The sequence below is a fragment of the Pseudomonas sp. P4_B3 genome (assembly GCF_056402295.1).
Window position 1 is genome coordinate 25076 of sequence record NZ_JBFUHR010000009.1, and the last position, 12043, is coordinate 37118.

Below are 12043 nucleotides of genomic sequence, written 5' to 3' on the forward strand. Positions count from 1 at the left end.
TTCAGTAGCGCTTCGGTTTTTTACTTGCCGAACCCGCTGCCCGGCAATGCGATGTTCCATCGCCGTTGCCCGTTGCAAGCGCCAGACTCGCATTGAACCACCTTGCCAGTGCGCTTGCTGATACAGGAAACTGAAGCTACGTCAGCTGTTTATATCTGGTGCCGTGGCCGCCTGTGACATGGAAGTATTGATCACCCTGTTGCCAAAACGATGCCTGACGGGCATTGCCCATTCGACGAACGTGATCAATCGATTTGATGCAGCGCGTGTTCACCAGAATTTATCCCAACTCAATCAGGTAGCACTGTGACGAAAGACGAACTGCGCGCGGAACTAGAGCGCCAGGAACAACGCTACAAGGAAGTTTACGGCGGAGAAGTCACCACTTACGCCGCTCAACCCGAACCGGAACGCAAACCCTGGCGTAAACGCGCCACCGTTCAGGATCAGGTTTTCCAGCAGGAACTTCAAAAAATGGAAAAGGAACTCAAAGCCGAAGAGCCATGACTGCTTCGGCCTGATCCTTACCAGGGCCTGCCTCTGCACCCGTTAAAAGCGGGATGTATCGATGTTGCCTTTCGCGCCCGCCATGAGCGGGCAGCGGCCATCACCGTCGTCGAATCAGGCAGATTTCCGGTATCTGACCTATTTCTCAGATTTTTCGCACAACCGCTCAAACCCCAATTACCGGGTCGCGAAGGTTTTGTGACAGCGTACTTTTCCAATAAAATCAATGGCTTAAAAAACACAGCAAAACCCTGGGTTTTCAGGTGTTGCGGCAAAAAAATTCGTTGAAGAATGTTACCGATGAGCAGCTAGTGCATTGATTAGCAGTCTTTTCTGGCATAATCGCGCCCCCTTATGACCGGGTCAGAAAACCTTCATGATCGATTTATTCAGCGGACTGGATGCTTGGGTGCTTGTGAGCCTCTTGCTCGCCCTGGCCTTTGTCCTCGCCTTCGAGTTCATCAACGGCTTTCATGACACCGCTAACGCGGTGGCGACCGTTATCTACACCAAAGCCATGCCGCCTCACCTGGCGGTGTTCTTCTCCGGTGTGTTCAACTTCCTCGGCGTGCTGCTGGGCGGGGTCGGCGTGGCGTACGCCATCGTCCACCTGCTGCCGGTGGAACTGCTGATCAATGTGAACACCGGTCACGGACTGGCCATGGTGTTCTCGTTGCTCGCCGCCGCCATCGCCTGGAACCTGGGCACCTGGTACTTCGGTATTCCCGCTTCCAGTTCCCACACGCTGATCGGTTCGATCCTCGGTGTCGGCCTGGCCAACGCCCTGATCAACGACATTCCGCTGGCTGACGGTGTGAACTGGCAGAAAGCGATCGATATCGGCGCTTCCCTGGTGTTCTCGCCAATGGCCGGCTTCCTGATCGCCGCACTGATCCTGATCGGTCTTAAATGGTGGCGTCCGCTGTCGAAGATGCACAAGACGCCGGAACAGCGCCGCAAGATCGACGACAAGAAACACCCGCCGTTCTGGAATCGCCTGGTACTGGTGATTTCGGCCATGGCCGTGAGTTTCGTGCACGGTTCCAACGATGGCCAGAAAGGTATCGGCCTGATCATGCTGGTCCTGATCGGTATCGTGCCGGCCCAGTTCGTCCTCGACCTGAACAGCACGACCTACCAGATCGAGCGGACTCGCGACGCGACCCTGCACCTGAGCCAGTTCTACCAGCGCAATTCCGAAACCCTGGGCGAGTTCCTGGCCCTGGGCAAGAGCTTGGACGGCGACTTGCCGGAGAAATTCCGTTGCAACCCGCAACAGACCGAACCGACCATCACCGCCCTGCTCGGCACCCTCAAGGGTGTAGCCGACTACCATTCGCTGTCGGCGGAAAGCCGTATCGAAGTCCGTCGCTACCTGCTCTGCCTGGACGACACCGCGAAGAAAGTCAGCAAGTTGCCAACTCTCGGGGCTCGTGAAAAGGCCGACCTGGACAAGCTGCGCAAAGACCTGACCACTACCACTGAATACGCGCCGTTCTGGGTGATTCTGGCGGTTGCACTGGCCTTGGGCCTGGGCACCATGGTCGGCTGGAAACGCGTGGTACTGACCATTGGCGAGAAGATCGGCAAGCAAGGCATGACCTACTCCCAAGGCATGTCGGCGCAGATCACCACTGCCAGCCTGATCGGCATGGCGAACATCTTCAGCCTGCCGGTTTCCACCACCCACGTGCTGTCCTCGGGCGTGGCAGGCACCATGGTCGCCAACAAAAGCGGCCTGCAAGGCGGCACCGTCAGAACCATCCTGCTGGCCTGGGTATTGACCCTGCCAGCCACCGTGGCCCTGTCGGCCGGGTTGTTCTGGCTGGCTTCGAAGGCCCTTGGCAGCTGATAAGCAGCCAAACGAAAAAGGCGCGCTCCGCAAGGAACGCGCCTTTTTTATTGCTGCCAAAACACCACACTCCCCCTGTAGGAGCTGCCGCAGGCTGCGGCAGCTCCTACAGGGAATATCGTACAAATCTGCAGGCAAAAAAAAGGGCAACCGAAGTTGCCCAAAATGCCTTGCGTGCTCATTACATCCAGAAAGAACTACGGTTATTTCCGCTTGTGCGAATCCTTCCAGATAAAAAGTCCGAATCCTGCAAAAAACACAAACATGAGGCTGACAGTCAGCACTCCGGCGATCACCACGTTGTCGAAAAACATGACGCGTCTCCTGCACTTGGCCTGTTGCGATAGGGCTAAGTTAACCGAACGGGCAGGAGAGAATATTGACCGGGATCAATGTCACCCGAGACGGGGCAAGAGGAAGGGAAACGTTTGACCCGCATCAATGAATGCGGGGGATTTCAGCGCTTTTTCGGTTTGTTTTTCGGCTTTTTCCTGGCCTTGCCCAGTGGCATGGCCTGCTCGAACGCCTGGCGAACTTCATTGAGCCGCTTGTCATTGAGGTCATGAATACGCTTGGCGCGTTCAGCATTGAGGTCAATCAGTTTGTCGTCTTGGCTCATGGCAGTCAGTGCATCGCTTGAAATGAATTTCAGCCACCGTAGCGTTCGGCAACCCTTCGCCAATAATGCGGCCTGACGGCCGCGCTGACCAGCCTGCGCTCAAATCTCGATATCGACCCACAGCCCCTGCCGCGGCTGATCTTCCATCAGCGGCGCCACCGGCACGGTGTTGTCGGCATTGAGTTCATCGCCGGGAATCGCCAGGTGCGCCTCGGGGTCATTATCAGCCTCGCGTCGACGCCGTTCCTGCTCCTGCTTGCGGCGCTGTTCCTCGCGCAGCACTAACCCGTCCTCTTCAGGGTTGCGCTTTTGCAGGTCAATGGTGCTTTCACTGGAGCTTTCCTGCACCGGCACCACCGGTGGAATGTCCGGACGCTGGCGGATCGGGTCGGTTTGCGAAGTGATCGGCACGGCACTCAGGGGAAGCATCGGTGGCAGCATGGTTTTCGGTCTCCTGTCAGCAGGCTGTCGGCTGCGGGGATGGCGACTTGAGCCATCGGTCGCAAACTGTGACTCATTTGGCACTCATTAGTGCACCGAGCGGCGCGTCATGCACAGGTGGGCTAACGTATGACTGTGAGTTTTTCTGAGAGTCCTTTGGCCCTGAAGCCCTCATTCCGTTAAGATAGCCCGCTTTTTCAGGTGGGAGTCAGGCAGCATGGCGCAGCAGTATCAACCGGGGCAACGCTGGATCAGTGACAGCGAAGCCGAGCTGGGTTTAGGCACCGTTCTGGCACAGGACGGCCGCTTGTTGACCGTGCTCTACCCGGCCACTGGCGACACCCGCCAGTACGCGCTACGGAATGCGCCCCTCACCCGTGTGCGGTTTTCACCGGGTGACTCCATCACTCACTTCGAAGGCTGGAAGCTTACCGTCCGCGAAGTCGATGACATTGATGGCCTGCTGGTTTACCACGGCCTCAACGGGCAGAGCGAAGTGGTCACCCTGCCGGAAACCCAACTGTCGAACTTCATCCAGTTCCGCCTGGCCAGCGACCGTCTGTTCGCCGGCCAGATCGACCCGCTGGCCTGGTTCTCCCTGCGTTATCACACCCTGGAACACACCAGCCGCCAGTTGCAGTCCTCCCTTTGGGGCCTGGGCGGCGTGCGTGCGCAACCGATCGCGCACCAGTTGCACATTGCCCGCGAAGTCGCCGACCGTATCGCACCACGGGTTCTGCTGGCCGACGAAGTAGGCCTGGGCAAAACCATCGAAGCCGGCTTGGTGATCCATCGCCAATTGCTCTCGGGCCGCGCCAGCCGTGTGCTGATCCTGGTTCCGGAAAACCTGCAGCACCAGTGGCTGGTCGAGATGCGCCGCCGTTTCAACTTGCAGGTCGCGCTGTTCGACGAAGAGCGCTTCATCGAAAGCGATGCCAGCAACCCATTCGAAGACACCCAACTCGCGCTGGTCGCGCTCGAGTGGCTGGTGGACGACGAGAAAGCCCAGGACGCGCTGTTCGCGGCCGGCTGGGACTTGCTGGTGGTCGACGAAGCTCACCACCTGGTGTGGCACGAAGATCAGGTCAGCCCTGAGTATTCGCTGGTCGAGCAACTCGCCGAAACCATTCCCGGCGTGCTGCTGTTGACCGCCACCCCGGAACAACTCGGCCAGGACAGCCACTTCGCTCGTCTGCGCCTGCTCGACCCGAACCGTTTCCACGACCTGCAAGCCTTCCGCGCCGAGAGCGAAAACTATCGCCCGGTGGCTGAAGCCGTTCAGGAGTTGCTGGACAAGGGACGCCTGTCGCCGCAAGCCCACAAGACCATCCACGGGTTCCTCGGCAACGAAGGCGAAGCCCTGTTGGCCGCCGTCAACGATGGCGACACCGAAGCCAGCGCCCGCCTGGTGCGTGAATTGCTCGACCGCCACGGCACCGGCCGCGTGCTGTTCCGTAACACCCGCGCCGCCGTGCAGGGTTTCCCGGAGCGCAAGCTGCACCCGTACCCGCTGCCGTGCCCGGACGAATACCTCGAACTGCCGTTGGGCGATCACGCCGAGTTGTACCCGGAAGTCAGCTTCCAGGCCCAACCGGATGCCAGCGAAGAAGATCGCTGGTGGAAGTTCGACCCGCGCGTCGAGTGGTTGATTGATCAGCTGAAGATGCTCAAGCGCACCAAAGTACTGGTGATCTGCGCCCACGCCGAAACCGCCATGGACCTGGAAGACGCCCTGCGCGTGCGTTCCGGCATCCCGGCCACGGTGTTCCACGAAGGCATGAACATCCTCGAGCGTGACCGCGCCGCCGCCTACTTCGCCGACGAAGAGTTTGGCGCGCAAGTGCTGATCTGCTCGGAAATCGGCAGTGAAGGTCGCAACTTCCAGTTCTCCCATCACTTGGTGCTGTTCGACCTGCCGTCCCACCCGGACCTGCTGGAACAACGTATCGGTCGACTGGACCGGATCGGTCAGAAGCACATCATCGAACTGCACGTGCCATACCTGGAAACCAGCCCGCAAGAGCGCCTGTTCCAGTGGTACCACGAAGCGCTGAACGCGTTCCTCAATACCTGCCCGACCGGCAACGCCCTGCAGCACCAGTTCGGCCCGCGCCTGCTGCCGCTGCTCGAAGAAGCCGACGATGGCGAGTGGCAAGCGCTGATCGACGAAGCCCGCACCGAGCGTGAGCGCCTGGAAGCCGAGTTGCACACCGGTCGTGACCGTTTGCTGGAGCTGAACTCCGGTGGCGCGGGCGAAGGCGATGCGCTGGTGGAGGATATCCTTGAGCAAGACGATCAGTTCGCACTGCCGATCTACATGGAAACCCTGTTCGACGCCTTCGGCATCGACAGCGAAGACCATTCGGAAAATGCACTGATCCTCAAGCCGAGCGAAAAAATGCTCGACGCCAGCTTCCCGCTGGGCGACGACGAAGGCGTGACCATCACTTACGACCGTAACCAGGCGCTGTCTCGCGAAGACATGCAATTCATCACCTGGGAGCACCCGATGGTTCAGGGCGGCATGGATCTGGTGCTGTCCGGCTCCATGGGCAACACCGCCGTGGCGCTGATCAAGAACAAGGCACTCAAGCCGGGCACCGTGTTGCTGGAACTGTTGTATGTCAGCGAAGTGGTTGCCCCGCGCTCACTGCAACTGGGCCGCTACCTGCCGCCGGCCGCCCTGCGCTGCCTGCTCGATACCAACGGCAACGACCTGTCGGCCCGCGTGTCGTTCGAAACCTTGAACGATCAGCTCGAAAGCGTGCCGCGTGCCAGCGCCAACAAGTTCATCCAGGCCCAGCGTGACCAGTTGACGCCACGGATCAACGCCGGTGAAGCGAAGATCCTGCCGCGCCACACAGAACGTGTCGCCGAGGCACAGCGTCGCCTGGCCGCCGATACCGAGGAAGAACTGGCGCGCTTGACCGCGTTGCAAGCGGTCAACCCGACCGTGCGCGACAGCGAACTGGTGGCCCTGCGCAAACAACGCGAGCAAGGCCTGGCCATGCTCGACAAGGCTGCCTTGCGACTGGAAGCGATTCGGGTGTTGGTGGCGGGTTAACAACCCTCCTCCTCCTCCTCCTCCGCTATAAAAAGAAGGCCCGCAGTGATGCGGGCCTTTTGTTTTAGATCAACATCAAAAGATCGCAGCCTTCGGCAGCTCCTACAAGGATTAGCGTAGGAGCTGCCGAAGGTTCGGGCCGCGTTCGGACGATCTTTTGACCTTAAGCAGTCACCGCAGAACCTTCAGGTTCACCCACCGCCACCAACCCTTCCTTCATCCGCTTGGCATCGCGCACGAAACACCGCGAAGCCAGGAACAGAAACACCACGGTGAACAACAGCGCCACCGGAATCAGGTACATCGCGTCATGCAGGCCGACCGCTTTAAACGCCTCAGTCATCTGTTCCGCACCTGCCTCGAGCATCGCCGTGTGGGCAAAGTGATCCGACAAGGCCCCGACCACCACCGGCCCCAAACCGCCGCCCAACAGATACAGCCCGGCAAAGAACAGCGCCATCGCCGTCGCCCGCAACCTCGGCTCGACCACATCCTGTATCGCCGTGTACACGCAGGTGTAGAAGTTGTAGGCGAACAACCAACCCAGGCTAAACACCGCAACAAACACACCGATCTCGATGCGCCCGGAATGCAGCGCCCACGCGGTGCAGACCGTCGAAATCATCAGGCTGAAGGCCGCAAACAACAGCCGCCCGTTGGCAATCCGCTGGTGAATCTTGTCCGCGATCCAGCCACCGAGGGTCAGGCCGACCAACCCGGTCACACCGACAATAACTCCGGTGGCGACCGCGGCATCCTGCAACGGCATGAGAAAGTACCGTTGCAGCATCGGCACCAGAAACGAGTTGCAGGCATAGGTGGCGAAGTTGAAACACAGGCCGGCCATCACCAGCCACAGGAAGGTCGGCACAGCCAATACCCGACGGATCGGCTGATCGATCTTTTCCTGCGACACCTGAACGCTCTCGGCGGCGCCGCGCTTCGGTTCCTTGATGAAAAACATGAAGATCGCGAGGATCAGCCCGGGCACCGCTGCGATAAAGAACGGCGCGCGCCAGCTATCGAAGGCCTTGACCATCGCGCCGATGGTGAAGAACGCCAGCAACAGCCCCAACGGCAGCCCCAGCATGAAGATGCCCATGGCGCGGGCCCGGCGGTGCGCCGGGAACAAGTCGCCGATCAGCGAATTGGCGGCTGGCGCGTAGCTGGCCTCGCCGATGCCGATGCCCATGCGCACGATCAGGAAACTCCAGAAACTGCCCACCATACCGTTGACGGCGGTCAACCCGCTCCACACCGCCAGCCCCCAGCCCATCAGCTTGCTGCGCGAACCGGTATCGGCCATGCGCCCCAGCGGCAAGCCGGCAATGGCGTAGACGATGGTGAATGCCGTCCCGATGATCCCCAACTGGAAATCACTGAGGTGCCATTCCATGCGAATGGGCTCGATGATGATGGCCGGAATGGTGCGGTCGAAAAAATTGAACAGGTTGGCCAGGAACAACAGGAACAGGATGCGCCAGGCATTGGCCGCTTGGGTCGAGTTCTGCATGGGTCCGTCTCTTTTATTGTTTTTGGGGCGTCACTGCCCCCGGACTTTGCAATCTAGACAGGCCGGCTACACCTGTCTTTCATTATTCGCCAGGCTGATACCCCCCCATGGGACGCAACCTGTAGGAGCTTTCGCAGGGCGAGTATTTCGCAGTCCGTCCGGTCGTTGAAAAATACCTTTCACCCCCCCTTCCCAAGCCGTTGGCGAAGCCTAGAATAGCAGCCTTGATTCCCCCCTGTGTCTCCACCCCTCCTTACGATAATCGCCCATGTCCGAAGCCAGTCCGTGTCTGAATTGCGGTGCCTGCTGTTCTCATTTTCGCGTGTCATTTTTCTGGGGTGAATGCGCCTCGTCCGGGGGGACGGTACCCGATGAGCTTGTCGAGCAGATCAGCCCCAGTCGGGTCGCGATGCTCGGCACCGGCTGCAAACCCGTGCGCTGCACCAGCCTGGTGGGAGACGTTGGCAGTACAGTGCAGTGCTCGATTTACGAAAAACGCTCCAGCACCTGCCGGGAATTCGACGCTTCGTGGGTCGATGGCGTGGCCAATCCCGATTGCGACGCGGCCCGTGCCGCTTTCGGCTTGCCGGCCCTGCAACCCGCATTCGAGACGCCTCAGAAGCAAATCGCCTGAGCATTAGCACTAGTCGCTATTGGGCTAATGCCAAAATCATTGAAAGCAATGTGCCACTACCGCTTGCGCCCCACCCATGCCCTCTATACTCCAGGACATTCGCCGACGCTCCTTGCGCCGGCCTGAGGGATAACGATGGGGGCATGCTATGGAGTGGCTTGGTTTGCATTTCATTACCGAGCTACCAGAGAGTGGGCAGGTCGTACTTAATTGCACACATGACCCTTTTCTGGTGCTGCTGGCTTATCTGGTCGCCTGTGTCGGCAGCTTCGCGACACTGGACATCGCCGAACGGGTTGCTCACGCTGAAAAATCCGCTTCCCAGACACTCTGGCGCTGGGTTGGCAGCGGATGCCTGGCCGGCAGTATCTGGGCCATGCACTTCGTCGGGATGCTGGCATTCCAGGCGCCTATCGATCTTCACTACCAACTGCCTGTCACGGTGTTCTCGCTAACCATCGCGCTGCTCGCCGCGTGGCTGGCCATGCATACCCTCAGCCTTCCCGAGCTGAGTTTGCGACAGTGCCTCATGTCATCGATCGGGATCGGCCTGGGTATCGCGACCATGCATTACGTGGGCATGACGGCCATGCACTCCAATGCCTCGGTCTATTACCATCCGGGCCTGTTCGCCCTGTCCATCGTGATTGCGATCGGTGCCGCGCTGGCAGCCTTGTTACTGGCATGGTATCTGCGCGACGGCGCCGGCATGCTGCATCAGCTCATCAAATACTGCGCCAGCCTGTTGCTCGGGGCTGGCATCCTCAGTATGCACCTCACGGCCATGGCCGCCTTCAATCTGGTGCTGCCCGAAGGCAGCCTGCCAGCGCAAACCGGCGAAAACAGCCAACTGCAACTGGCACTGACCGTGGCGGTCATGACCCTGCTGATCATCGGCAGCAGCATCAGCGCGGCGCTGGCGGACAAGAAACTGCAACGCAAGGACCACGACTTGCAACGGGTCAACTCCCTGCTCAGCCAGCTGGACCAGGCGCGCATGTCGCTGCAACAGGTGGCGCACTACGACGCGCTGACCAACCTGATCAACCGCCGCGGATTCAACCAGGTCTTCGCCGAAAAACTCATCGAGAAATCCAGTAAAGGCGGGATGCTGGCGGTCATGTTCCTGGACATCGACCATTTCAAGCGGATCAACGACAGCCTTGGCCACGATGCCGGTGACGAACTGCTCAAAGTGCTTGCCGGGCACATCAAGAGTTCGATTCGCAGTCATGAGGATGTGGTCGCGCGCTTCGGCGGCGACGAGTTCTGCCTGCTCATCGACCTGCATGATCGTGAAGAGGCGCGGCAGATGGCCCAACGCATCATGTTGAAAATGAAGGAGCCCATCGAACTGGCCGGCAGGCGCATGGTCATGACCACCAGCATCGGCATCAGCCTGTTTCCGGAGGACGGCAAGACTTGTGAGGAACTGCTGAAAAACGCCGACCTGGCGCTGTATCAGTCCAAGGGCGGCGGCCGCAACGGCCTGAGCTTTTTCAGCGCCAACCTGAAAACCCGCGCCACACTGGAACTGCAACTGGAAGAAGAACTGCGCCATGCCTTGCGTGAAGACACTGGCCTGATGCTCTATTACCAGCCGATCTATGACCTCAAGACCGGTCAGGTCAGCAAGCTCGAAGCCTTGATTCGCTGGCAACACCCGGTCCATGGTTTCCTCGTGCCGGATCGTTTTATCGCCATCGCCGAGGCCAACGGCCTGATCGCCGAACTGGACAACTGGGTGCTGCGCAAGGCCTGCGAGGATCTGGGCGAGCTGTCGCGCCAGGGTTGTGTAGACCTCAAGATCGCCGTGAATTGCTCGCCCCTGAGCCTGGCGCGCGTAGAACTGGCCGATGAAATCGAGTACGCATTGCGAGCCGCCGGTGTGGAGCCCCACCGGCTGGAACTGGAAGTCACGGAAAACGCCTTGATGGGCAATATCGCCAACACACTGATGTTGCTGCGACAGATTCGTGCCCTCGGCGTGTCGCTGTCAATCGATGACTTCGGCACCGGCTATTCATCCCTGGCCTACCTCAAGCGCTTGCCGCTCAACACACTGAAAATCGACCGCTCGTTCATCCAGGACATCCCCAAGGCCACCCAAGACATGGAAATTGTCCAGGCGATCATCGTCATGGCCCATACCCTGCACCTGCAAGTGGTCACCGAAGGGGTCGAAACCTTCGAGCAATATCAGTTCCTGGAAAACCATGGCTGTGACTTCGCTCAGGGCTATTTGCTCAGTCGGCCGGTGCCACTGGCCGAGCTGCATCCGGTGCTGAACGAAATCAACCAGCGCAAGCACACCTGTACCGTCACGACGTTGAGCCTGGCTCACGGTACATCTGCACTAATGTAGACGGGTCCTTTTCAAGGAAGCCCTGACTGCCATGCAGGCGCATCAACTGCGCGGCCAGACCGCTGATCGGTGTCGCCGAGCCTTGCTCACGGGAAAACTTCACCGCGGTATCCAGATCCTTGAGCAACGTGCGCACGTGCCACTTGACCGGCTCGAAACGGTTTTCCGCCATCTGTGGGGCCAGGATCTGCAAGGGTTTCGAATCGGCAAAGCCGCCGGCCAGCGCTTCGGCGATCAGGCTGGCATCAACCCCGGAACGCTCCGCCAACGCGACCACTTCGGCAATCACCAAGGCATTGCAGGCGACGATCATCTGGTTGCACGCCTTGGTCACCTGCCCTGCCCCGATGCCGCCCATGTGCGTCACACGCTGCCCCAGGTTCAGCAGAACGGGACGAACCCGATCCAGATCCTGTGACTCGCCACCCACCATGATCGCCAGGCTCCCGGCTTCAGCGCCGACCACACCGCCGGACACCGGCGTGTCGAGCCAGCCCATGCCGGTTTTACCGGCGAGTTCTGCGGCCATTTCCCGCGTGGCGTTGGGCTCCAGGCTGGAAAGGTCCACCAGTAACTGGCCTTTTCCTGCTCCCTCCGCAATGCCTGCCGGACCAAACACGACCTCGCGTACGACCGACGTATCCGCCAGGCACAACATCACCACGTCCGCGTGCTGGCACAGTTCGGCGGGGCTGGCGACCTGGCGTGCGCCTGCCTCCACCAGCGGCTTGCACTTCTCCGGATTGCGATTCCATACCGCCAGCGGATAACCCGCGGCCAACAGGCGCCGGCACATCGGCAGCCCCATCAGGCCGATCCCGGCAAACCCTAGCGAAGGTAGCGTTGACATCATTTTGCCTCTTCTTGATTAAAGATCACCAAATATTGGCCGATTCATCATGACTCAGGAAAGGATTCACTCCGAGCAATGCTCAGGCTAAAGACCAAGGCATGGTCCAGGTACGCGCTGAAAAAAGACGCGATTGTATTCCGTGACGGTTCGACGACAGCGAGTCGGCCAACCAATCAGCCCAGGTAGATGGCGAAC

General features: G+C 59.8%; 10 protein-coding genes. 5 read left to right on the plus strand and 5 right to left on the minus strand.

What is annotated here, in order from left to right:
* Positions 1-306: 306 nt before the first annotated feature.
* Together AC1DWG_RS12270 and AC1DWG_RS12275 are read left to right on the plus strand one after the other, a co-directional pair.
* Positions 307-507 (plus strand): hypothetical protein, encoded by a 201-nt coding sequence (locus AC1DWG_RS12270; RefSeq protein ID WP_007986337.1) that lies wholly within the window; start codon positions 307-309, stop codon positions 505-507.
* 376 nt (positions 508-883) lie between these two features.
* Positions 884-2359, plus strand: a complete 1476-nt coding sequence (locus tag AC1DWG_RS12275; RefSeq protein WP_477755315.1) for an inorganic phosphate transporter — start codon at positions 884-886, stop codon at positions 2357-2359.
* 203 nt (positions 2360-2562) lie between these two features.
* Here the strand turns inward: AC1DWG_RS12275 and ccoM are convergent, their stop codons facing one another.
* The 3 genes from ccoM to AC1DWG_RS12290 all read right to left on the minus strand — a co-directional run bounded on the left by ccoM (position 2563) and on the right by AC1DWG_RS12290 (position 3419).
* Entirely contained in the window at positions 2563-2673 is a 111-nt protein-coding gene (gene ccoM, locus AC1DWG_RS12280; RefSeq protein ID WP_007976669.1) for a cytochrome c oxidase subunit CcoM, read from the minus strand.
* A 143-nt stretch (positions 2674-2816) separates the two neighbouring features.
* Positions 2817-2978 carry a hypothetical protein gene (locus AC1DWG_RS12285; RefSeq protein ID WP_218430314.1) on the minus strand — a complete coding sequence of 54 codons (162 nt, stop codon included), beginning with the start codon at positions 2976-2978 and terminating at the stop codon, positions 2817-2819.
* A 99-nt stretch (positions 2979-3077) separates the two neighbouring features.
* Positions 3078-3419 carry an aspartate-semialdehyde dehydrogenase gene (locus AC1DWG_RS12290; protein ID WP_477763843.1) on the minus strand — a complete coding sequence of 114 codons (342 nt, stop codon included), beginning with the start codon at positions 3417-3419 and terminating at the stop codon, positions 3078-3080.
* A 217-nt stretch (positions 3420-3636) separates the two neighbouring features.
* Here AC1DWG_RS12290 and rapA point away from each other — a divergent pair, with 217 nt between their 5' ends.
* Positions 3637-6483 carry an RNA polymerase-associated protein RapA gene (gene rapA / locus AC1DWG_RS12295; protein ID WP_477763844.1) on the plus strand — a complete coding sequence of 949 codons (2847 nt, stop codon included), beginning with the start codon at positions 3637-3639 and terminating at the stop codon, positions 6481-6483.
* A gap of 163 nt (positions 6484-6646) precedes the next feature.
* On the opposite strand, the gene AC1DWG_RS12300 is transcribed toward rapA, so the two are convergent.
* Positions 6647-7996 carry a spinster family MFS transporter gene (locus AC1DWG_RS12300; protein ID WP_477763845.1) on the minus strand — a complete coding sequence of 450 codons (1350 nt, stop codon included), beginning with the start codon at positions 7994-7996 and terminating at the stop codon, positions 6647-6649.
* A gap of 268 nt (positions 7997-8264) precedes the next feature.
* Between AC1DWG_RS12300 and AC1DWG_RS12305 the strand changes: the two genes are divergently transcribed.
* The gene (locus AC1DWG_RS12305) at positions 8265-8630 is read left to right on the plus strand and encodes a YkgJ family cysteine cluster protein (protein ID WP_150727609.1); all 366 of its coding nucleotides are present in this window, start codon (positions 8265-8267) and stop codon (positions 8628-8630) included.
* A 148-nt stretch (positions 8631-8778) separates the two neighbouring features.
* Positions 8779-10995: a putative bifunctional diguanylate cyclase/phosphodiesterase gene (locus AC1DWG_RS12310; protein ID WP_477763846.1), complete on the plus strand. Its 2217-nt coding sequence runs from the start codon at positions 8779-8781 to the stop codon at positions 10993-10995.
* On the opposite strand, the gene AC1DWG_RS12315 is transcribed toward AC1DWG_RS12310, so the two are convergent.
* Entirely contained in the window at positions 10952-11848 is an 897-nt protein-coding gene (locus AC1DWG_RS12315) for an NAD(P)-dependent oxidoreductase (RefSeq protein WP_477787852.1), read from the minus strand. The two genes, AC1DWG_RS12310 and AC1DWG_RS12315, sit on opposite strands and share 44 nt — an antisense overlap.
* Positions 11849-12043: the final 195 nt, after the last annotated feature.

What these genes read in the sequence shown, in the direction of transcription:
- AC1DWG_RS12275 (WP_477755315.1), top strand. Translation starts at nt 884, where the DNA reads ATGATCGATTTATTCAGCGGACTGGATGCTTGGGTGCTTGTGAGCCTC.
- ccoM (WP_007976669.1), bottom strand. Translation starts at nt 2,673, where the DNA reads ATGTTTTTCGACAACGTGGTGATCGCCGGAGTGCTGACTGTCAGCCTC.
- AC1DWG_RS12285 (WP_218430314.1), bottom strand. Translation starts at nt 2,978, where the DNA reads ATGAGCCAAGACGACAAACTGATTGACCTCAATGCTGAACGCGCCAAG.
- AC1DWG_RS12290 (WP_477763843.1), bottom strand. Translation starts at nt 3,419, where the DNA reads ATGCTGCCACCGATGCTTCCCCTGAGTGCCGTGCCGATCACTTCGCAA.
- rapA (WP_477763844.1), top strand. Translation starts at nt 3,637, where the DNA reads ATGGCGCAGCAGTATCAACCGGGGCAACGCTGGATCAGTGACAGCGAA.
- AC1DWG_RS12300 (WP_477763845.1), bottom strand. Translation starts at nt 7,996, where the DNA reads ATGCAGAACTCGACCCAAGCGGCCAATGCCTGGCGCATCCTGTTCCTG.
- AC1DWG_RS12305 (WP_150727609.1), top strand. Translation starts at nt 8,265, where the DNA reads ATGTCCGAAGCCAGTCCGTGTCTGAATTGCGGTGCCTGCTGTTCTCAT.
- AC1DWG_RS12310 (WP_477763846.1), top strand. Translation starts at nt 8,779, where the DNA reads ATGGAGTGGCTTGGTTTGCATTTCATTACCGAGCTACCAGAGAGTGGG.
- AC1DWG_RS12315 (WP_477787852.1), bottom strand. Translation starts at nt 11,848, where the DNA reads ATGATGTCAACGCTACCTTCGCTAGGGTTTGCCGGGATCGGCCTGATG.